Source organism: Paractinoplanes rishiriensis (assembly GCF_016862375.1).
Lineage (GTDB): Bacteria > Actinomycetota > Actinomycetes > Mycobacteriales > Micromonosporaceae > Actinoplanes > Actinoplanes rishiriensis.
Map to the genome: position 1 here is coordinate 223,332 of NZ_BOMV01000057.1, position 20,524 is coordinate 243,855.

The window sequence follows — 20,524 nt, forward strand, 5'->3', positions numbered from 1 at the left end:
AACAGGCGATTGAACCGTTTCATAGAGTCCTTGCGAGCAGTGGTCCCCACCCTGCGGCAAGCGGTTACCCGCCCGGCGTGTCGCGGTGTTTCGGCGGCGTGGCGCGCGCTCAGCTGTCCGGCGTTAATCGGTATATGCGCAGTTGGCGGTGCGATGCCCGGCTTTCGTACACCCGATATCCGGGCCACTGCTCGACGATCAGCCGCCAGAGCCGCTCCCGGTCGGCGCCCTCGACCTCGCGGGCGGTAACCGCGATCTCCCTACCGCCGAGTGTCACGCGGGCCCGTGGCTCGGCGCGCAGGTTGTAGGACCAGGCCGGGTGGTGCTCGCCGCCCCAGTTCGAGGCGATCACCACCAGGTCGTCCCCGTCCGCCAGATAGAGAAGCGGCTGGCTGCGCGGCTGCCCGCTGCGCCGCCCGATGGTGATCAGCATCAGCGACGGCGCCATGCCCAGCGCCACGACCCGCCCCCGGGTCAGCCGCCCCAGCTGCCGGTCGAGCCCCACCAGACTGCGCGCCACCGGCGTGAACCCCGGCCACGACCCGACGGCCCGCCACATCCGCTGCCACATGGTCAGGAGATCCCTGCGAGGTTGTGCGCGGGCGAGAAGCTCCGCCCCGCCCATTGCATGATCACAGGCCCCCGACGAACCGGGAGACCGCCGCCGCCCAGCCGGCCCGCGCCTCGTCGTTGAGCTCCAGGGTAGCCAGCCCGAGCTGGGTAGCCACGATCGACGCCGTCCCGTTGGCTTTGGGCTCGCTGGTGACGATGATCGACGACCCGTCACCCACCTTGGCCCGCCAGGTGATCCGCTTGCCGGTGCCGCTGACCTTGACGTCACCGGTGTCCAGCCCCGCCACGAACGCGTCCCGCCCCGCAAACGCCACCCAGGCATCCATCAGCTCCCGCATGCCAAGTTTGGTGGCTTTGCTGACGCTGAGCTGAAACGTGCCGTCCGGCCGCTGCCCCGGGATCCGCCGCCCGATGTACTGCTCATAGGCGACGGTCACCGCCTGCGTCCACCACCCGAGCGGCTCCACCCCCGACCCGTCGAGCTCCTCGTAGACCTTGAGCGCGATGCCCTTATGGTCAAGGCTGCGCGCATCAACACGCTCCATGAACGCCACCCACTCATCCCAACTGCGGTTGGTGGCCCGCTCAACCGGCTTGATCCGCGACACCTCAGTCACGCTGCCACCGTACGCCGCAGCCCGCCCCCGGAAAATCCCACCACAAGCCAGGAATCAGCGGGTGACCCCACGCCCCCGTGCGGGAGGTCCGCGCCGCCGCCCTCGGTCGCCGCGCCCTCGGTCATCGGGCGCCCCGTCACCCCGCGATCACGCGCGGCGCGCAAAAGACCGAACCCGGCTACGCCGCCGCGGGGTGGAACTCCGCCGCCGCCGGCTCGGCTATCAAATAGCCCTGCCCGTACGCACAGCCCAGTTCCAGCAACAACCTTCGCTGCTCCTCGGTTTCCACGCCTTCGGCGATCAGGTCCAGGTTGAGGTTGCGGCCCAGCCGCACGATTGTGTTGACGAGTTCCTCGCTTCGGGCGTCCTGGCCGAGCCCGGCCACGAAGGATTTGTCGATTTTCAGGGCGTCGATCGGCAATTGAAGCAGTGCCTCCAGCGAGGAGTAGCCCGTACCGAAGTCGTCGATGTGCAGTTCGCAGCCCAGGGCGTGCAAGCGCCGCAGGATCGTGCGTGCCTCGCCGGCGTTGCGCATGATGACGCCTTCGGTGATTTCGATGGCCAGGCTGCCCGGTGGCAGGTTGTGTGCCGACAGGCGGGCCGCGATCGTGTCGACCATGCCCGGTGACCAGAATTCCCGGTCGGACAGGTTGATGGCCAGATGTGCGGGCCGCTGCCAGGTCGCCAGCTGCCGGCACGACTCGGCCAGCACCCACAGCCCGATCGGCTGGATCAGGTCGGCCTCCTCGGCCACCGGCAGGAACCGGTCCGGGGTGAGCCAGCCGCGAGTCGGGTGCTGCCAGCGCAGCAGCGCCTCGTACGAGCGGGTCCGGCCGGTGCGCAAGTCGGCGATCGGCTGGTAGACCAGGCCGAACTCCTGGCGTTCCAGGGCGGCCCGCAGCTCGGTCTCGATGCGCAGCCGGTCCACGGCCCGGGTGTGCATGGCCACGTTGAAGATGGCCTGCGAGCCCTTCTGCCGGGACTTCGCGGTGTACATCGCGATGTCCGCGTCGCGCAGCACGTCCTCGGCGTTCTGGTAGCGGTTGGTGCCGGCCGTGATGCCGATGCTGGCGCCCACCACCACGACCTCGTCATGACCTTCGAGGCGGTACGGGCGGGACAGCGACGCCTGCAGCCGGTCGGCGATCAGGCTCAGGTCGTGCGGATTTTCCACCTCGTCCACCAGGATCAGGAACTCGTCGCCGCCGAACCGGGCCGCGGTCTCGGTGTCCCGCAGCTGCGCCGAGATGCGGCCGGCCACCTGCACCAGGAGCCGGTCGCCGGCGGCGTGGCCGAGGCTGTCGTTGACCAGCTTGAAGCCGTCCAGGTCGAGGAAGAGCACGCCGAAGCGGCGGCCCCGGTCGATGGCCTCGCCGAGTCGCTGGAGGAACAGGGTCCGGTTGGGCAGCCCGGTCAGGTGGTCGTAGAGCGCCGCCACCCGGAGCTGGTCCTCCTGGGCACGCAGCGCGCCGAGCACGGCCTGGTGTTCGAGCGCGACGGTGAGCAGGGCCGCCCACTGGTTGAGCGGCTCGCGTCCCGTACTCACCCGGTTTTCGACGCCGTCGACCACCGCGAGCAGGCCCCAGTCGCTGTCGTCCACCTTGACCGGCGCCACGAACAGCGCCCGCTCCGGGTGCTCGTGGGCCAGTTCCAGCAGCTCGGCCGGCGGGAACGAGGTCACCGGCACGGTGCTGCCGGTCAGCCCGGCGATCGGGCTCTGGTGGTCGCCGGGGGTGCCGTCGTCCCGGCAGAACGCGCCGACAAGTTCGAGCGGCGAGTCCGGCCCGACCGGCTCGCCGCGGTTCTGCCACAGCCCGAGGCAGCCGGCCCACACGTGGGTGCGGCCCAGCCAGCCCAGCTGACGCGGGTCCTCCTCGTAGCCGCGCAGCAGGCCCATGCTCACCTCGTACTGCATGCTGACCGAGCGTTGCAGGTACGTCGAGTCCGCGTACTGGGCCCGCCCCTGCGCCTCCATGAGCGAGAGGATCACCTCGCCCACGTTGGTCACGGTGTCCTGCCGGATCGGGGAGTCGGCCGGCAGGCCGGCGAGTGCGGTGCGCGCGACCTTGCGCACCTGGTGCGCGACGCCGAGCAGCGCCTCCGGCCGCCGGGTGTCGAACTCGTCGATCAGCCGCCGCACGTCGGCCGGCCCCATCGGCCGGGTCAGCCGGGTGATCAGGTCGGGTGGCAGCCGGATGTCGGTGGTGCCGCCCACGCAGCCGCACGACTCGCGGACCACCAGCTCGGTGGGCACGTACCGGCGTTCTTCGGTGGACGTGCCGGTGGTCAGCCGCTCGAGCAGCATCTCCGCGGCGGCCGCACCGAGCGCGTCGACCGGCTGCTTGACGCTGGACAGCCGCGGCTCGGAGTAGGACGCGGCCTGGAGGTCGTCGAAGCCGATGACGGCCTGGTCGTCCGGTACCGAGTAGCCGGCCGCCTTGAGCACCCGGATCAGCCCGATCGCGTTCGCGTCGGTGCCCAGGATCACCGCGGTCGAGGGCAGCCCCGCCGCGACCATCTGCCTGGCCGCCGCTTCGCCGCCCTCCTCCATGTTGTCCACGGCGTGGTACAGCAGGCCCGGGTCGGGCTCGATGCCATGGGTCAGAAGCGTTTCGCGGTACGCGTCATAGCGCAGCTGGATGTCCTCGGCGCCGAGGTACCCGGCGAACGCGATCCGCCGATGGCCGTGACCGATGAGGTGTTCGACCGCCTGCTGGACGCCGGTGCTGTTGTCCGGCTGCACCAGCTGGCAGCCCATGCCGTCGTACTCGTGGCTGATCGTCACCACCGGCTTGCCGCTGGCCCGGACCGCGGCCAGGTAGGCGGCCGGCACCGCGTTGATGATGACGACGAGCCCGTCGGCGTGGTCCAGCGCGATGTGGTTGCCGGTCGGCTCCGGGTCGACCACCTCGACCTGGTCGGTGCCGGCGTCCAGGGTGTGCACCGCGATCATGGCAGCACCGTGCGCGGCGGCCACCCGGGTGACACCGGACAGCAGCCCACCGAAGTACCAGCCACCGATGAAGGGCGACAGGACACCCAGGGTGAAAGCTCGCGACACGTCCGGACGCCCCTCTCGCCGAAGCCTTCAGCTCCTTTCGTCGAGGGGCGTCCGCGCCTGAGGTATTCGACCCAGCTTTGTCAGTCCGAGCCGGCCTGGGCGAACCGTAGTACGTTTCCGTACGGGTCGATCACCTCCAGTGTCGGCCCGCCGGGTGCGTCCCGCTCGATGCCGGGCCGCATCGGGGCGTCCGGCCGCGCGTGCAGCTCACGCTGCAGCGCCGCCACGTCGGCCACCGGCAGCCAGACGACCCCGTTCGGGCTGCCGTCGCCGTGATGTTCGGACAGATGGAGTACGGCCTGCGACCGGGACACCTGCGCATATGCCGGCGTCCCGGGTTCGAACCGGTGTTCCCAGTCCAGCCGGAACCCGAGATAACCGACGTAGAAGGGCAGCGCGTGCGTCATCGACATCACCCGCAGCACCGGCACGCCGGGGCTGATCTCGTACCGGGAAATGTTTTTGCGCAGTGCCGCCGCGAGCACGTTCCAGTCCCGGGTGCCGAGCTGGTGGGCGACGAGTTCGAGGGCGAGGCTGTGCGGGATGTCGAACCCGCCCGCCGCGAGGTCCTCGCGCAACAGCTTGGCGAGGCGCTTGGCGTGGTCGGTGCTCGGAGTCGTCATGGTGTCGGCCTTCTCCGCGGCGCGTCCGTGCCGATGCTCGCGTTGCCGGCGGGTGCCGCGGGGGAGAGCGCCGAGGTCGGGCGACTCGTCCGGTGCATTCACCCAACCCTCACGGGCGCGAGCGGCCGGCCGCACCGGGGCCGGTCACGATCCTAGTGCGTTGAACACCGTTTCCGCGCGCTCCCGCTTCGCGTACATCTCCCAGGCTGTTTCGGCGATGTCGTCCGGGTTGAGCGTGTGCACCGCGGCCGCGCCGACGAACCGGTGGATGTCGCCGCGCTCGATCAGCCCGCCGATGGTCAGCGTCCCGGCGTAGACGCCTTGCTCGGCGAGCGCCGCGTGGAGCGTGATCGCGTAGTTCCGCAGGGCCGCCGAGGACAGCGCCAGGTTGCCGAGCGCCGGCATCGGCACCACCGCGCTGAGGCCGCCGGCCAGCAGAATCCCGCCGCGCCCGCGTTCGGTCATCCCCGGCAGCACCGCCCCGACGGCGTCGACGGCCGCGTAGACCCAGCTCATCGCGTGCCGGACGGCCCCGCTGTCGGCCTCGGTGATCGGTTTCGGCCAGTCCGCCGGGTCGAGTGCCGCCGGCCCGTAGTACAGAACCTCCGGCGCGATTCCGGTCAGCACCGCCACGAGTCGCTCCCGGTCCCGCACATCCGCCACGAACGCCTCGGCCTCGATCCCGGCCGCGCCCAGCTCCGCGAGATAACCCGGGTGCCGCTCGGCGCTGCGCGACACCAGCGCGATCCGGTGCCCCTCCCGCCCGAACCGGTGCGCGATCGACATGCCCAGCCCCGGCCCGGCTCCCAGCACAGCCACCGTTCCCATGTCACTCCTTAAGTTGAGGTTGGCCTCAAATTAAACCTTAAAATGAGGCAACCCTCAACTTCGTATGATGTACGGCATGAGGGCCGATGCCGCACGCAACCGGGACCGCCTGCTGAGCGCCGCCAGCGAGGTCTTCGCCGAACGCGGCCTGGACGCCCCCCTGGAGGAGATCGCCCGCCGCGCCACCGTGAGCATCGGCACGCTCTACAACCACTTCCCGACCCGCGAGTCCCTGTGCGACGCGATCTTCCCGGCCCGGATGGCGGTGCTGGACGCCGCCGCCCAGTCCGCACTGGCCGACCCCGACGCGTGGTCCGGCTTCGCCTCCTTCACCGAGGCGCTGTTCGCCCTGCACGCCGAGGACCGCGGCCTCAACGACGCGCTGGCCCAGCGGGTGCCGCTGTCGCCCACGCTGCTGGAGGCCTGCCACCGCTGTTTCGGCTACGTGGAGCAGCTCATCGACCGGGCCCGGAGCGCCGGCAGCCTCCGCCACGATTTCGCGGTGTCCGACTTCGCCGCCCTGATCTGGGCGATGTCCCAGGTGATCCGCGAGACCACCGCGGTGGCCCCGCAGGCGTGGCGACGCACGCTGGGCTTTTTCCTTGACGGCGTACGCGCGGACGCCGCGCATCCGGTCCCCGAGCCACCCCTGACCCCCGCACAGCTGGCCGCCGTGCTGACCGGCCCCCGCCGATGATCCGCCTCCGCGGCGTCGACCTCGACGACCTGGACCCGTCCGGCCTGCGCCGGCTGGCTCCCGACCTGGGCCTGCACCGGAGTGACCTGTTCGTGCTGGCCGGCCGCCGTCCGGTGCCGGCCGACCTGCGCCCGTTGGATCCGGCCGCGTCCGGCGCGATCGGCTGGCTGGCGTGGTCGCTGACCTACCTGCCCAGCGCCGTCCCCGAACTGCACGACCTGATCCGGTCGCTGCCCCAGGAGCCCCGCCCACCGGACGCCGCGCCGCCCCGGCGCTGGCAGTACCCGGACGGCCCCGGCGCCGTCCTGGTGGGCCTGCTGCACAACCGCAACCTGGACTGGTCCGGCGCTGCCAAGTTCCTGTTCGGCGTAGGCCATGGCCCCATGCTCTCCGCCTCCACCATCGGCATGCTCGGCGGCGGCCGCAAACCCCTGACCCCCGACCTGCTGGCCGCCTTCGCCACGTTCCTGGACATCCCACCCGCCGACCTCAGCGAGGCAACCGGCATCTCCTGGCCCGGCAACCCGCCACCGTCGCGCCCCGACGTGGCCGCCCTGCTGTGGGACGCCCGCCGCCTGACCGCCGCCCAGGCCGAACAGATCCTGGCCCGAGCCCGCGCCCTCCGCCGCTCGTAGGTGGGTGCGGCCGCGCGACCACCGTTCAGGTGACCTGCCTTTCTCGCGCGGTGCCCGGGCCCGTCTAATAGGCCCGGTGAGCGAGGTGCGGGCCGGCGGCGCGGGGGCCGTCGCGGTCGGTGGCAACGTGCGGGGGCCGATCACCACCAACGTCTTCTACCAGGGCGAAGCCCGCTTCACGGTGGAGATGCCGCCGGCCGGACCGCCGGACGGCACGGCCGACCTGGCGGGCCAGCCCAGCAAGCTGCTCAACGCCCGGCGGCAGACGGTGGCGTTCACCGGGCGCGGCCGGGAACTCGGCGACCTGGCGGCCTGGCGCGAGCAGGGGCCCCGGCGGGCGGCCCGGCTGATCTACGCGCCCGGCGGGCGGGGCAAGACCCGGCTGGCCGCGCAGGCCGCCGCGATCGCCGCCGGCGAGGGCTGGACGGTGGGGTGGGCCCGGCACCGCACCGACACGCCGCTGGGCGGGCCACCGCTGGCGACGGACGACGGGGCACCGCTGCTGATCGTGGTGGACTACGCCGAGCGGTGGCCGATGTCCGACCTGCGCGCGTTGCTCGCCGGCCAGGTACCGCACCCGGGGCGGTTGCGCGTGCTGCTGCTGGCGCGCTCGATGGGCTGGTGGGCCGCCGCGGATGCGGTCTGCGAGAACCTCGGCATCCTGACCGGTGCGCCGAAGTATCTGGACCTGCGCGCCGAGGACCGGGCCGAGCACTTCACCGCGGCCGCCCGGCGCTTCCGGGACATCTACCGGCTGGAGGCCGGCATCGCGCTGCCGCGCGGGCTCGACGATCGGGCGTACGGGTCGGTGCTCACCGTCCACATGGCGGCGCTCGCGGCGGTGGACGCGTACGCCCGCGGGCAGGCGCCGCCGCCGGACCCGGCCGATCTGTCCCGCTACCTGCTGCACCGCGAACACCTCTACTGGGAGACGCCGGACGGCACCGACGCGCGGGCGGTGTTCCTGGCGGCGGTGACCGGGGCGGTCGACCGCGCGACCGGGATCGACCTGCTCGCCCGCACCGGGCTGCCGGCGGTGACCGGGACCAGCGCGCAACGGATCCTGGACGCGCACGCCCGCTGCTATCCGGCCACGACCGCGGGCACGGTTCTCGAACCGCTGCACCCGGACCGGCTGGCCGAGGACTTCATCGGGCTCACCGCCGGCGCCGATCCGTGGTGTGCCGACGCGCTGACCGGGCCGGTGTTCGCCCGGACCGGCGGACGCGTTCCCGCGTACGCGGGCCGGGGTTTGATTGTCCTCTCGGCCGCGGCGGCGAAGTGGACGGAGGTGGCCCACGCGCTGCGCACCCTGCTGCGGGCCGACCCGGCGCTGGCCGTCGACGCGGGAGGTGCCGCGCTGATGGCGATCACGCCGTTCGCGGACGCCGCCATCGCCGCCGCGATCAGCCGGCATCTGACCGGCCGCGGGCTCGACCTGGAACCGGCCGCGGCCGTGCTCAGCTGCGGAATTCTCCAGGTGGCCGCCGGGCGGAGTCCGCTGGGCTAGACGTATAACAAAAATGTTATACGATGACGGCATGCACGCGCTTGATGCCCTCGCGGATCCGGTCCGCCGGCGGATTCTCGAGCTGTTGACGGGTGGCGAGCGCGACGCCGGTTACCTGACCGCGGCGATCCGGGCCGAGTTCGGGATCAGTCAGCCGGCCACTTCGCGGCACCTGCGTCTGCTGCGCCAGGCCGGGCTGACCCGGGCGCGGGCCGACGGGCGGCACCGGCACTACGCGGTGGCACCCGAGGGGGTCCGGGAGGCCGAGCAGTGGCTCGACCAGTTCCACAGCCTGTGGGCCGCGGGCTTCGACGCGCTGCGGGCCGAGGTCACCAGAGAGGACGGCCAGTCATGCACCTTGCCGAGCAGATCAACCGGGTCATCCGCCGAGTGACCAGCACGGGGGAGCGGCACACCATCGTCGTCGAGCAGGAGTTCCCGGTCGCGGCCGGGGAGCTGTGGGCGGCCTGCACCGAGGCCGGCCGGCTCGCCCGCTGGTTCGAGCCGGTCACCGGCGACCTGCGGCCGGGCGGGCGCTACCGGCTCACCGGCAGCGGCACCGAGGGCACGATCGAACGCTGCGAACCGCCGGCCCGCCTCGCGATCACCTGGGAGTACGGCGGCGATGTCAGCCACGTCGCGCTGACCCTGACCCCGGCTCCGGCCGGTGCCGGCACGGTGCTGCGGCTGGAGCACACCGCCGCGGACAGCGACTACTGGCGCGACTACGGCCCCGCGGCGGGCGGCGCCGGCTGGGACGAGTCGCTGCTGGCGCTGAGCCTGCACCTGGCCGGCGATCCCCGGTCCGGGCCCGCCGAGATGGCCGAGCTGGCCACCACCGACGAGGGCCGCGAGTTCGCCCGGCACTCGGTCGCCGCGTGGCAGGCCGCTCACGTCGAGGCCGGCGCCGACCGGGCCACCGCGCAGGCCGCGGCCACCCGGACCCTGGAGTTCTACTCGGCCGGCTGACGGCCCCAGGTGGCGATCTCGCCGCCGGGCAGGCACACGATCAGGAAGCCGTCCGGCCCGGCCACCGCCCACGACTCGACCTCGGCGTCCACCTCGACCAGCAGTTCGGCGCCGCCGTCGAAGCTGATCCGCAGTTCACCGGACTCGCCGGTGCGGGCCGCGCGGACCACGTCGCCGAGCAGCGTGGCCAGGACGTCCGAGGGGTGCGTGCCGGGCTCGATCTCGGTGCGCCCGGCGGGCCCGGTCAGGTTGACGACGGTCTCGATCAGCACCTGATGACCGCCGGCGAACCCCAGCACGATGGCGTCGTCGAGTCGTACGTACTCCAGCTTCTGCCCGAGCAGCAGGTTGAGCGGCCGGGCGGTGATCGTGACAGGCGACATGGCAGGACCGTAGGCCGGGTTGTCATAAGAGGGCCTTAAATCCCGCCGGTGATTGTCGGGCGCGCGGTGAGCGGGGCCGGCCGGCGGTGGCCGGGTAGGAGCCGGCGGTGGCCGGGTGGGCGCCGGCGGTGGCAGAACCCCACCTTCGATCATTTCCGGGCGGTAGGATGACGCAACACCGTCGCGCCTTATTCCGGGAAAGCTCGGTGATTATCATGTCGTGGTTCGCGAGGCGTAGGAATTTATTGATCTCGGCCGTTCTGTTGATCGCCGGAGTGGTGCTTGTTCTTTGGGCCAAGAATGAGGACGGCTGGGAACAGGCGTGGCGTGTCGAGGTCGGTGCCGCAATAGCGTTGCTGGGTCCGCTGTTCTTCATCGAGGAGATGCTGCGGAGTCGGGTGGTGTCATTGGAGGAGAAATTCGACCAGCTTCGGAAGTCCTACGGCCTGATGCGAGGGCTCCTGCCGCCGGGCGATGCGCGAACATACGTCCTCGATCGGCTGCTGAGCGCGGTGACGGAGCAGGCTCGGGCGGGTTACTACTCCGCGCCGGAGATTTCACGCCTGCTGGACGGTGACGACGAGACTCGCATGATCGCTTTGGCCATCATGCAGGGCGACCACAGGCTCATTAAGGATGAAGTCATCATCAATTCGATCGGCTCGTCAAAGAGCGGTATGGAACAGTATCACGCACTGAAAGCGGCGCACGACGGCTGGTCGGTACTGGTCCGCGGAACGAAAAGATCGGCTGTGGACAAAATACTGGAGGACGCATCCGGCGCAAGTTACATCATCACCGATGCGCCTCGCCGGTTCCTGGCCGAGGAGATTCTCGGATTCGCGCTGACGGACGGTGTGCTGACTCAGGCCGAAATGGACGGATGGACCGGTCTGGCGCGGTCGGTTCAGCCGCGCTGACGTCACGACAGCGACAGTGCGACGCCGGCTTCTATCGGGGCCATCGCGATCGGATTGCGTTCCGCGGACAGCCCGGCCTCCTGCACGCTGCGCAGCACTGTTTCCGCACCGAACCGTCGGGCGAAGAGCGATGCGACGCCGGCGACGTCGATGTCGCCGACGTCAACGGGCGCGGCCGCGTGGCGCCACAGGTACTTGTTCACCTGGGCGAGACTCATGGTTTCCGCATAGCGGCGGGCCATGTCGGCCAGATGATCGCCGATGACCTGGGCCGACTCGGGCTCCCGGGCGAGCAGATGCGCGGCGGTGTCCCAGAGGCGCCGGATCGGGGTACCCAGCGCACCGACGGGCGCCACTCCCGTCTGATGCGGCGAGGGCGAGAGGGTGGCGGCGGCGCTGCTCGCCAAGGGCTCAGCCGCCGCGCCGCCGGTGACGGCGAGCATCAGATAGGCCTGCTGCTGCGGGTATCGCAGCGCCGGCCAGTCGTCGCGGCCGGTTTCGTCGTCGCTCCGACCGTCCCGCATGGCGCGAAGCATGTCCCGGTACGACGACTCGCCGGGATCCGCCGCTGCGACCGCCATGAGGTATGCGCCAAACGGCTGCCGCAGCTCGAGTAGAAGGTCGCCGGCGCGCTGCAGCAGCCCCCGGGAGCCGGCGAGATCGGAATAGAGCAGCCATTGTCCAGCCTCACGAAGCGCCGTCGCGGCGTCCGCCGCGATGGTGAATGCCGGATCCTGCTGCAGCGCGAGGTCTCGGGGACCGGCCTGCCGGTGTACGGCCTCCTCCAGCTCCGCCAGGCACGTCCTGGCATACGCCTGGAGAAAATCGGCGGTGGCGCGGACCTGCTCGGGGTCCAGGCCCATGGCTTGCAGATAACGGGTCGCCACTCAGATCAACTCGCGGACGTTGGTGAGCCGTTCCGGGCGTACAAAGCGTGGGTTGGGGTGTGACCACACGCGTCGGTAGAAGCCCGCCGGACCGCCGACGAGTTCCCATTTCTCGCAACACTGGATGTGATTGTCGGGAACCTCTATCTTGGCAACTATCTCGCCCTCGGTCTGGAACGGCGAGTAATGACGATACGTGTTCAGATCGCGGACCTCCTCCGCGACGTGCTGGATTTCGACCGCATTCCGTGGGGCCAGGATCACCCAGCACGGATAGAGGTACGCTGTCGTTTTCCAGCCGAACTCGGTGCCGAAATGCAGCGCGGTGCGGCGCGCCCGGCGCACCCAGTTCGTGCGTGCCACGGCGTCCCGCTCCACCGTGCCCGCGGACAGCGAGATGAACGGGCTGACCTGATTGAACGGCCGGCCAGTGCTCGGATCCGGGTCGGTGAAGTGGTTGACGTGCTGGTCGAGAGCCTGCGGCGTGAGCTTGTCGGCGACCTCGGCCGGATCAATGTCCACCGACGTGCGCCACCATTGGCATACCAGGCCCTGCCGATCATCGATGATCCGGCAGGCGGCGTCGTCGTCCTGCAACGAAAGACCTTTTACGCACCACTGGACGAACACGTCCCACCGCCGATCGAATGGATGGATGCGAGCGGCTGTCCGGAGTGACTATACGCTCGACTGGGTCGGTAGGATGGCAGCACCGGAGCCACTATTTCTGGATCAAATATGTCTGAGCTGATCAGCATTGCTGCGACGGAAGACAAGCGGGAGTTCCTGGCCGCCGCGTCGAACATGGTGCATCGCGGCAGGCCGAACCCGCCGTATGAGTTCCGCTACTACTCCGATACCGACGTCATGCGCTTCGTCGCGGGCCGTGACTTTCGGATCTTCTGTCCGTCGTCGGTTTTCTCGCTGGCGGAGCTCGAGCAGCACCTGGACCTCTACCGCCGAGCCGATGACGACCGCGAGGTCGGGTTAGTTCCCTTCGCCGCTTCCCCGGTCGTGCTGCTGATGCGGCCCGAGATTTACACCGAGATCCGGGCACATGGCCCGATCGGCTGGCGCACACTGCTGTCGTCCGACTGGCTGCGTCTGATGCACGCGCACTCCCACTCCGCGGACGGCTTGGCCGTCCTCGCGGCCATGGCCACGGCTGCCGGCGGATCGCCGGAGATCGACCACGACGAGTTCGAGAGCGGACGTTCCGACGAGTTCATCGAGGCGTTGCAGCGCCAGGTGATGGAATACGCGCCGAACGACGTCGGGGTCGTCGAGCGCGGTATGCCGGACGGCGAATGGCGAGCCGACGTCCTGGCGCTACAGGAACACTCCGCGATCGCGGCCGTGTCCCGGCACCCGGACTTGCCCGCCGTGCTGGTGCACCCGGACGACGGCACGGCCTGGGTGCACTCCGTGCTGGGCCGGACCGGCTCGCAGCGGCCGGGCGAGGACGAAGCATTTGCCGAGCTCGCGGCCGCATTGGTGGACCCGGCGATGAACCAGGTCTACCTGTCCCGGGCCGTGCGGCCGATGGCCGGCCAGGCCCCGGCTTCATCCGCGCAGGTCATCGGCAGTCCGGCACAGCCTGCACCTCACCTGCCGGCCCGCCGGCTGATGCGCACACTTCGCAAGCGTGGGGCACGACTCAAGCGGTCCGCAGATGTGTGCCTCGTCGTCGACACGTCGGGAAGCATGGCCGGTAATCGTCTGAGCGCTGCCAAACAGGGCCTGACGGCGTTTCTCGACAGCCTCGAGGGTCAAACGGCGAACGCTGGTGTGATCTTCTCTGCCGATCAGGTGAACTTGCGCGTGCCGCTCCAGCCGGTCGAGTCCAGCCGAGCAGCCGTTCCATCGGTGCTGGGCCGGTTGCTCGCCGGTGGCTCGACGGCGTTGCTGGACGCCGTGAACGCTGCCCTTGACGTGCTCGACGGCAGACCCGACCCGGCCAACCTGCGGGCTGTGGTCGCGCTGACCGACGGCGAGGAGAACGGGTCGTCATGCACGGTCGCCGAGGTCGAGCGGCGCCTGGGCGACACGGACGTTCTCTTCTTCGGCATCGCGTACGGCGGCGACGCCGGGCGAGGTGTGCTCGAGCGGCTGGCGCAGGCCTGCGGCGGCCACTCACTCGTCACCGACGAGCGCGGCATTCAGGCGGCGTACCAGCTTCTTTCTCAACACCTGTGAACTGGTGAACAAAACCGCGGCGGGATGGGACGAACTAAGCACAGTCCCTACCGACGAGGAGTGAACGTCGTGAAGTTTCTGCTTGCGGTTGTGCTCATGCTGGGCGGCGCCGTCGTGGTCGCCGGCCCGGCGCACGCGGCCGTCACCTGTCAGGGCGCGGTGGTGCACACCGTCGACGTGTCGCAGGGCGGGGCGCTGCCTCAGCTCTGCATCGCGGTCGGCGGCGTGGTGCGGGTCGCTAATTCCGGCCCCGGCACGGTGGCGATCCAGCCGGACACGATGGTCGACTGCTACTACGCCGGCGGCGTCCACATGTGCCGGTTGCTCCGCACCGGCACGGTCACGTTCACGGTCGGCACGCGCCAGATGACCGTCCGGGTGCCCGCCTCGGTCGCCGGTCAGCCCTCGCCCGCCTGCACCCCGCCCGGCGGCGTGGTCGACCTCGACACCACCGACGAGCTGAGCTGGTGGGCGCCGTGCCTGCGGCTCGGGGCCACGCTGCGCTTCGTGTACCTCGGTCCCGGCCTGCTCACGGCCAACCCGGCCAGCGCGGTGACCTGCCGGTACGCGGCCGGCATCCACTCCTGCCAGTTCCGCCGGACGGGCAGCGTCGACTTCACCGCCACGCTCGACGATCTCACCCGGCACGTGACGGCGGTGGCGGTGCGCTAGCCGCATGTGGTCGAGTCGAGGCGTGGTCCCACAGCAGATCGGCTCGTACCGCATCGTCCGGCTGCTCGGTGCCGGGTCGTTCGCCACGGTGTGGCTCGGACACGACCCGGCACTGGGCGCGGACGTGGCGATCAAGGTGCTGGCCGACAACTGGTCGCACGACCTGCGGGTGCGCGAACGGTTCCAGCAGGAGGCCCGGCTGTTGTGGCGGCTGTCCGACGAGCGTCTCGTGCGCGTCCACGCGGTCGGCGAGTTGGCGGACGGCCGCCCGTACTCGGTCATGGAATTTGCCTCGGGGGGTAGCCTGCGCGACCGGATCGCGCAGGGTGGGGTGCCGCCGGCCGAGGGGTTGCGCCTGCTGCGGGAGATCGCCGCGGGGGTCGCGGTGCTGCACCGGAACCGGATCGTGCACCGCGACCTCACGCCGGGCAACATCGTGTTCGACGGCGACCGGGTGCTGATCGCCGACCTCGGGCTCGCGAAGGCGCTGGCCGCCGCGTCCGGCCTGACCGCGCGCGCCGGCACCCCCGGCTACATGGCTCCGGAGCAGGACGACCCACTGGCCACGGTGAGCACGACGGCGGACGTCTACGGGCTCGGCAAGCTGGGCCAGCGGCTCGGCGTACCGCCCAAAATTGCTCCGGTCCTGCAGCGGGCGACGGCGCCGGACCCCGCGGACCGCTATCCCGACGCGTCGGCCTTCGCGGAGGCGCTCGACCGGGCGGCGCGCAGCGGTGGCGCGCTGACCTGGGGACAGCGCGCGGTGGGCGTCGTGGCGGTCCTGGTCGTGCTCGCCGGCGTCACCTCCGACATGATCCAGCCCGAGGAGATTCACCAAGCATTTGACGGTACGGGGCAGATCACGGTCACCCTGCCCACCGGTTGGAAGGGTGCCGGCTCGGGCTGGGCGGGCCGGTTCGACGTCGACGGCCACCGCGAGCCGGCCCTGGTGGTCTCGCCGGACCCGGGCCGCTGGCACACCGACCCGGACGTGCCGGGCGCTTTCGTGGGCCTGTCCCGGTCGGCGGCGGCGCGCACCACGGCGGCCGGCTTCGTGGCCGAGCGCCCACACGCCAGTTGCACGGCGTCGCCGCTGCGGCAGACCCGTCAGGCCGGCCTCGACTGGGTGGTGGCCGGCTTCACCTGCGCCACTGGCAAGCCGGTGCTCTTCGAGGCGGCCGCGGTGACCGCGGGCGTGCTGGTGTACGCGCAGATCGCCCCCGGCGATCAGGACGTCGACGCGCTGCTGGCCCGCATCGAGGTGGCTAACGAACCACCACGGTGATGTCGTGCGGGGTGCCGTTCTGCACGATCGTCACGACCACGGTGCCGGGACGGATCATGCGGATCTGCACGATGCCCGCCTCGTAGCGCTGCTCGACCAGGTCCGGGCTGTCGTTGGTGACCTCGCCGGGCCCGATGTGCTCGATGCGCAGCACCGCCCCGGTGGCGACACAGAGCGCGGGGACCAGCGCGAGCTCGTCGTTGGCGACGTCGATGACGTGCACCACCGCGCCCTGGCACGCCGACGTGGGCTCGGTGGTCGGCGGTGGCGGCGTGGTCCGGGTGTGGGTGGGGCGCGACGACTCCACGGGCCGCCGGGTCACGGTGGTGGAGGTCGTCGGAGCGGACGAAACGGGCGCCGAGGTGGGCGCCGACGGAGCCGGAGCCGCGACGGAACTGGGCGCCTCGGTCGGCAGGGGAGCCACCGGCGGCTCGGCGGCGCAACCCGCGAGCGCAGCGCACAGGAGAAGCAGTGCCGCCGACGCGGACCGCGCGCCCGTCCCGGCCGCGCGCTTCGCACCCGGCCCTTGCGCCGGCCGACTTGTCGGGATCGGCATGTCAGGGGCCTGTCGTGGAGAGGCGGAGCCGCAACGTCGACCGGCCCTGGTGGATCCGGGATTTCACGGTGCCCTCGGGCACCGCGGTCAGCGTGGCGATCTCCGCATAGCTCAGGTCGACCAGGTCGCGCAGCACCACCGCCTCGGCCAGGTCGGGCGGCAGCGTCTCGAGCGCCTCCAGCAGGTCGATCCGGGTGCCGGCCACCACGCTCGTGCGCCGCGGGTCGGGCCGGTCCGGCAGCGGCACACCGCCCGACTCGGCCAGGAAGCGGCCGCGCAGGCTCTGGTAAGTGGACCGGGCCCGGTTGGCGGTCAGGCGGTAGAGCCAGGTGCGGAACGACGACCGCCCCTCGAACCGCCCGATCGACCGGGTCAGCGCCAGCAGCGTGTCCTGGCAGGCGTCCTCGGCGTCGTCCCGGTTGGGCAGGAACCGCGCGCACACCCGTAGCACGTCCGGCCGCAGCACGGTCAGCAGCGCGTCGAGCGCGGCCGCATCCCCGGCGGCGGCCGCCCGCGCCAGGTCTTCGACGCTGTCCACGAGGTAAGCCTAGGCGGGCCGTTCAACGGCCGGCGCGGCCAGTTCCGTCCGGTTGTGTCGATCTGCTGTTGTCGGGCGTTGTTGGGCGCCACGAGTTCAACAAGATCCAGGGCCGGCGGCGCGGGGATGGGCTGCCGGGGGTGGAGACTCCCGGTCCGCCCGTGGGCGGACCGGGAGCACCCGGTCAGCCGGCCGCGCGGCGGATGGCGCTGCCGGCCAGGTCGTTGGCCAGGGTCAGGTCGCCGATGTTCAGGAGCGAGTCGGTGACCAGGATGACCACCACGTAATGGCCGGTCGCGGCGGCCACATACGCGACCGTGCGGTCACCCTCGTCGTAGTTGAGGTTGAACAGGACCGTGTCGGGGCCCAGGTGGTCCTCGGCGACCGTGCGGAAGCCGTTGCTGCCGCCGCCGGCTCGGCAGCGGGTGAGCTGGGCCTTCAATTCATTGAGGTACGCGCGGGCGCCGTCGCCGGAGTACCGGCCGACATACTGGTAGGCGCGGTGCCGCTCGTTGAGGGCGGCGGCCTGGGAACGGCTGGCCACCGGTTGCGGCACCGGCGTGTCCGCGCACGGCTGGGGCAGCAGCGGCCAGGCGAAACCGTCCTCCACCGGACCCGGCTCGACGCCGCGAAGGTCTTCCGCCTGCAACATGACCCGATCGGGAATCCCCCGGGGCCGCGCCTGGGCCGTCGCGGCGGCGCTCGCCGCCAGCAGGCCCGCGATCACGGCCGCAATCACCAACAGTGTCTTTCGCATGCGGACCATCCTGTCCATCGTGGGCGGACCGCGGATGGGTACGGGTACTCAGAAGTGACGTTCGTGACCGTCGATGAACAGGCGGGCCCGCGGCGTGGTCGCGGCCGCGATCCGCTGCATGACCCGGTCGCCGAGTTGCGGGTGCCGGCCGTCCAGCGCGCCCACGCGTACGGCAAAAACCAGGTCGAACGGGTGCTCCCGCTCCCGGAGCGCAAAATCCTCGGCGGCGACCTGCCGGACGCTCATCCGGCCGGCCGCGATCGCAGCGGCCGCGGCCGACGAGGCCTGCGCGATGGCGGCCGCCGACCGGTCGATCGCCAGGATGTGCCCGGTGGTCAGCCGTTCCGCGACCGCCCGGGCGGCCGCACCGGGACCGCAGCCGATCTCCAGCACGCGCAGGTGCGGTTCCAGCGGCAGCGCCTCGACGATCGCGGCCAGCCGGGGCGACAGCGTCATCCGTGACCCAGCTTCATCCGTGGCCCAGCTTCATCCGTGGCCCAGCTTCATCCGTGCCCAGCTTCATCCGTGGCCCAGCTTCATCCGTGGCTCCGGGCGTAATGCTCGCGCAGCAGATCGGTGCCGAAGTCGTCGCGCAGGTGCCGCCAGACCGAGTGCGCGTGGTTGGCGTCATCCTGGGTGTTGTCGTACTCGATCAGGAACTCCGGCGCCCGCACGCAGTAGTAGTGCCCCTCGCCCCGGGCGGTCGGGCCCGCCCACGCGAAACGGATACGCTCCGGTCCGGCTTCGAGCGCTTCGCGCCAAACCTTTTGGGCGTACGGGGTGGGAGCGCGATCCAGATAACGCCGGATCAGCCGGTCGAGGAGTTCCTGCTGATCGGCCCGCAGCCGGTCGCGGCCGATACCGGCGGGCAGCACCGTCGGGTCGGCCACCGGGTCGAACCGGGTCAGGATGTCGTCCGGGGCCCGGTCCCCGGCGATGCCCAGGCTGCGCTGGTCCGGGTCGAGACTGGCGGCCAGTTCCCGGGCCAGATCCTCCTCGGGCCCCAGGAGACGCCGCCCGGACGGCAGCACGGCCGGCTCGGACCCGATGAAGTGCGGCGTCACCGTGCACCCGCCCGCGGTCACGACGGCGTGCACGGCCAGGTGATGCCCGTTGATCCGCCAGCCCCACGGTTCGTCCCCGCCGGGTTCGCCGAGCACCCGCAACCAGTACCGGTCACCGGCGGGTGGCGACCCGGTGACCAGTTCCCGGCGTACCCTCTCGACCTCGACGGCACCCACCGCAAGCGTCGCACCCTCGGCCGAATGAGCCGAGCGCAGCAGCTCGACCACCAGATCGTGCTGCCGCCCGGTGAGGTGCTCCATCGGCAGGCCGGGCCGCTCACCCGGCAGATAGGTCCACTGTCGAAGACCCGGATCGGCGAGCTGCCCCCGGACCAGACCGAGCTGCCGGTCGTCCAGACTCGCGACGAATGCCCGGGCGGCGGTAGTCATCTCTTCGCTAGCCACATGCCCACCCTCGCACGGGCTGCTCCCTCCCGTGCGCCCCCCAGCCCGCGCGCGGCGACAAACCGCCCACCCGCCTCAGTCCCAGATTTGTCGGTTGGCGTCGTCGAGCGACACCAGATCGACAGGGTCGCCGCCGGGTGACGGGTCGCGGGGCGAATCTTGTCGGTTCGGCGGCGTCGAGCGACAGCAGATCGACCGCATCGCCGTCGTGACGGGGGTGAGTCGATCTTGTCAGGCGCGGGTGGGGGCGGCGCGGAGGATCTTGTTGAGCTAGGGCGGTGGGGCGGCAGGTGCGGGGCGGCTGTGGCGGCGGGGCGGTGCTGTGCTGGTTGTGGGCCGATCTTGTTGAGGTGCGGGGGCGTTGGCTGGAGTGGGGAGAACGGGCGTCGCCGGGGCCATGTGACGGGTCCCGGCGACGGCCGTTGTGGTCAGACTGGGATCAGGCGGGCGGCGAAAGCCACCGTGTCGAGACAGCCTGCGCGGAGCTTGGTGGCGGCTGGGTGTTCGCCCAAGGTTTCCAGGCGGTGGGCGGTGGCCTCGATCAGTTGGGGCTCGGCGGCTATCAGGCGCTTGGCCATCCGGGCCTGGGTGGGACTCAGGCCGGCGAAGGCGCAGCGCTGCAGGGCCGCGATGGTGTCCGAGGTCAGCGTGCCGGCCATCACGCGCTCGCTGACGATGGTCAGCAGCCAGTTGGGCCACCAGCTGTAGCGGGCGATGGCGCGGCCGGTCCGGACGGCGGCGGCCGGCGGCTGGCCGGCGGTCAGCAGGCGTACCACCAGGTCGGCCCCGAACGACTCCAGGCGCAGCGCGGTGACCACGGCCTGGACCAGGGGAAGGGTGCCCATCCTCGCCTCGGCTTGGGCCGCCGCCTCGGCCCAGTCGCCCTGGAGCAGGCGGCACAGCGCGGACGCCTCCGCGGTGCCGGCGTCGTCGCCGGTGGCGCGCTCGTCGAGGCGCTCGACCGTGGCCACCAGGCGGGCGGTTGCGTCGGCGGCCATTTCGGCCAGGTCGGTGCTGGACGGGCGGTGCAGGTGGCGGAGCACGATCGCCGTGGCGGTCTCGGCCTCGCGACGCAGCAGCAGCGACGGGATGCGGGCGATGATCTCGTCGCCGAGCAGCTCGGTCATCGACCCGCGGTCGAACTTCTCCGAGCAGTCCTCGAACTGGGCCCACCACGACGCCGGGTGCTGCGGGTGAAAGGTCGGGTTCACGGTTCTCCTCTGGGTCGCCACGGGGTTACCACCTCAGCATCGGTCGCGGCGCGGATCCGCTTAGTACGAGTTTTTCAATATTGACATTGGTAGATGTGAACGTTAACTAGGGCGCGAAGCAACTAAACCTGCACCAG

At 71.2% G+C, this 20,524-nt stretch carries 23 protein-coding genes; 9 read left to right on the forward strand and 14 right to left on the reverse strand.

Annotation, left to right across the window (positions count from 1 at the left end; all coding sequences use genetic code 11):
• Positions 1 to 109: 109 nt before the first annotated feature.
• From Ari01nite_RS25490 to Ari01nite_RS25510, 5 genes are all read right to left on the reverse strand, one after another.
• Complete coding sequence (locus tag Ari01nite_RS25490; RefSeq protein ID WP_239163010.1) at positions 110 to 571, reverse strand: nitroreductase/quinone reductase family protein; 462 nt, start codon at positions 569 to 571, stop codon at positions 110 to 112.
• A 61-nt stretch (positions 572 to 632) separates the two neighbouring features.
• Complete coding sequence (locus Ari01nite_RS25495; protein WP_203784683.1) at positions 633 to 1,190, reverse strand: hypothetical protein; 558 nt, start codon at positions 1,188 to 1,190, stop codon at positions 633 to 635.
• A 178-nt stretch (positions 1,191 to 1,368) separates the two neighbouring features.
• A complete protein-coding gene (locus tag Ari01nite_RS25500) occupies positions 1,369 to 4,251 on the reverse strand; it encodes an EAL domain-containing protein (protein WP_203784684.1) in 2,883 nt (960 codons plus the stop codon).
• An 80-nt stretch (positions 4,252 to 4,331) separates the two neighbouring features.
• A complete protein-coding gene (locus Ari01nite_RS25505) occupies positions 4,332 to 4,976 on the reverse strand; it encodes a glyoxalase superfamily protein (protein ID WP_203784685.1) in 645 nt (214 codons plus the stop codon).
• A gap of 42 nt (positions 4,977 to 5,018) precedes the next feature.
• Positions 5,019 to 5,702 carry an SDR family NAD(P)-dependent oxidoreductase gene (locus tag Ari01nite_RS25510; RefSeq protein WP_203784686.1) on the reverse strand — a complete coding sequence of 228 codons (684 nt, stop codon included), beginning with the start codon at positions 5,700 to 5,702 and terminating at the stop codon, positions 5,019 to 5,021.
• Positions 5,703 to 5,778: 76 nt separating this feature from the next.
• Here Ari01nite_RS25510 and Ari01nite_RS25515 point away from each other — a divergent pair, with 76 nt between their 5' ends.
• From Ari01nite_RS25515 to Ari01nite_RS25535, 5 genes are all read left to right on the forward strand, one after another.
• The gene (locus Ari01nite_RS25515; protein WP_239163011.1) at positions 5,779 to 6,399 is read left to right on the forward strand and encodes a TetR/AcrR family transcriptional regulator; all 621 of its coding nucleotides are present in this window, start codon (positions 5,779 to 5,781) and stop codon (positions 6,397 to 6,399) included.
• Positions 6,396 to 7,034, forward strand: coding sequence for an XRE family transcriptional regulator (locus Ari01nite_RS25520; RefSeq protein ID WP_203784688.1), 639 nt, complete (start codon positions 6,396 to 6,398; stop codon positions 7,032 to 7,034). The genes Ari01nite_RS25515 and Ari01nite_RS25520 overlap by 4 nt, the downstream gene beginning before the upstream one ends.
• Positions 7,035 to 7,110: 76 nt before the next feature.
• Entirely contained in the window at positions 7,111 to 8,544 is a 1,434-nt protein-coding gene (locus tag Ari01nite_RS25525) for a hypothetical protein (RefSeq protein ID WP_203784689.1), read from the forward strand.
• A 31-nt stretch (positions 8,545 to 8,575) separates the two neighbouring features.
• Positions 8,576 to 8,938, forward strand: a complete 363-nt coding sequence (locus Ari01nite_RS25530) for an ArsR/SmtB family transcription factor (RefSeq protein ID WP_203784690.1) — start codon at positions 8,576 to 8,578, stop codon at positions 8,936 to 8,938.
• Positions 8,896 to 9,513, forward strand: coding sequence for an SRPBCC family protein (locus Ari01nite_RS25535; RefSeq protein ID WP_203784691.1), 618 nt, complete (start codon positions 8,896 to 8,898; stop codon positions 9,511 to 9,513). Before Ari01nite_RS25530 ends, Ari01nite_RS25535 begins: the two co-directional genes overlap by 43 nt.
• On the opposite strand, the gene Ari01nite_RS25540 is transcribed toward Ari01nite_RS25535, so the two are convergent.
• Positions 9,498 to 9,896 carry a DUF6188 family protein gene (locus Ari01nite_RS25540; protein ID WP_203784692.1) on the reverse strand — a complete coding sequence of 133 codons (399 nt, stop codon included), beginning with the start codon at positions 9,894 to 9,896 and terminating at the stop codon, positions 9,498 to 9,500. The two genes, Ari01nite_RS25535 and Ari01nite_RS25540, sit on opposite strands and share 16 nt — an antisense overlap.
• 215 nt (positions 9,897 to 10,111) lie before the next feature.
• Here Ari01nite_RS25540 and Ari01nite_RS25545 point away from each other — a divergent pair, with 215 nt between their 5' ends.
• Positions 10,112 to 10,816 carry a hypothetical protein gene (locus Ari01nite_RS25545; protein WP_203784693.1) on the forward strand — a complete coding sequence of 235 codons (705 nt, stop codon included), beginning with the start codon at positions 10,112 to 10,114 and terminating at the stop codon, positions 10,814 to 10,816.
• Positions 10,817 to 10,818: 2 nt separating this feature from the next.
• On the opposite strand, the gene Ari01nite_RS25550 is transcribed toward Ari01nite_RS25545, so the two are convergent.
• The gene (locus Ari01nite_RS25550) at positions 10,819 to 11,703 is read right to left on the reverse strand and encodes a hypothetical protein (RefSeq protein WP_203784694.1); all 885 of its coding nucleotides are present in this window, start codon (positions 11,701 to 11,703) and stop codon (positions 10,819 to 10,821) included.
• Positions 11,704 to 12,300, reverse strand: a complete 597-nt coding sequence (locus Ari01nite_RS25555) for a hypothetical protein (RefSeq protein WP_203784695.1) — start codon at positions 12,298 to 12,300, stop codon at positions 11,704 to 11,706.
• 141 nt (positions 12,301 to 12,441) lie between these two features.
• Between Ari01nite_RS25555 and Ari01nite_RS25560 the strand changes: the two genes are divergently transcribed.
• From Ari01nite_RS25560 to Ari01nite_RS25570, 3 genes are all read left to right on the forward strand, one after another.
• Positions 12,442 to 13,899 (forward strand): vWA domain-containing protein, encoded by a 1,458-nt coding sequence (locus tag Ari01nite_RS25560; protein ID WP_203784696.1) that lies wholly within the window; start codon positions 12,442 to 12,444, stop codon positions 13,897 to 13,899.
• 69 nt (positions 13,900 to 13,968) lie between these two features.
• Positions 13,969 to 14,571: a hypothetical protein gene (locus Ari01nite_RS25565; RefSeq protein ID WP_203784697.1), complete on the forward strand. Its 603-nt coding sequence runs from the start codon at positions 13,969 to 13,971 to the stop codon at positions 14,569 to 14,571.
• Between the two features lie 22 nt (positions 14,572 to 14,593).
• Entirely contained in the window at positions 14,594 to 15,856 is a 1,263-nt protein-coding gene (locus Ari01nite_RS25570) for a serine/threonine-protein kinase (RefSeq protein WP_239163012.1), read from the forward strand.
• Here Ari01nite_RS25570 and Ari01nite_RS25575 read toward each other — a convergent pair.
• The 6 genes from Ari01nite_RS25575 to Ari01nite_RS25600 form a co-directional block, all read right to left on the reverse strand.
• Complete coding sequence (locus Ari01nite_RS25575) at positions 15,837 to 16,178, reverse strand: hypothetical protein (protein ID WP_239163013.1); 342 nt, start codon at positions 16,176 to 16,178, stop codon at positions 15,837 to 15,839. The two genes, Ari01nite_RS25570 and Ari01nite_RS25575, sit on opposite strands and share 20 nt — an antisense overlap.
• A 235-nt stretch (positions 16,179 to 16,413) precedes the next feature.
• Positions 16,414 to 16,950 (reverse strand): RNA polymerase sigma factor, encoded by a 537-nt coding sequence (locus Ari01nite_RS25580; RefSeq protein WP_203784699.1) that lies wholly within the window; start codon positions 16,948 to 16,950, stop codon positions 16,414 to 16,416.
• 184 nt (positions 16,951 to 17,134) lie between these two features.
• The gene (locus tag Ari01nite_RS25585; RefSeq protein WP_203784700.1) at positions 17,135 to 17,707 is read right to left on the reverse strand and encodes a hypothetical protein; all 573 of its coding nucleotides are present in this window, start codon (positions 17,705 to 17,707) and stop codon (positions 17,135 to 17,137) included.
• A gap of 48 nt (positions 17,708 to 17,755) precedes the next feature.
• Positions 17,756 to 18,163: a class I SAM-dependent methyltransferase gene (locus Ari01nite_RS25590; RefSeq protein WP_203784701.1), complete on the reverse strand. Its 408-nt coding sequence runs from the start codon at positions 18,161 to 18,163 to the stop codon at positions 17,756 to 17,758.
• Positions 18,164 to 18,243: 80 nt separating this feature from the next.
• On the reverse strand, positions 18,244 to 19,176 hold the full coding sequence (locus Ari01nite_RS25595; RefSeq protein ID WP_239163014.1) for a DUF3500 domain-containing protein: 933 nt from the start codon (positions 19,174 to 19,176) through the stop codon (positions 18,244 to 18,246).
• 428 nt (positions 19,177 to 19,604) lie between these two features.
• A complete protein-coding gene (locus Ari01nite_RS25600; protein ID WP_203784702.1) occupies positions 19,605 to 20,387 on the reverse strand; it encodes a hypothetical protein in 783 nt (260 codons plus the stop codon).
• Between the last annotated feature and the right edge of the window lie 137 nt (positions 20,388 to 20,524).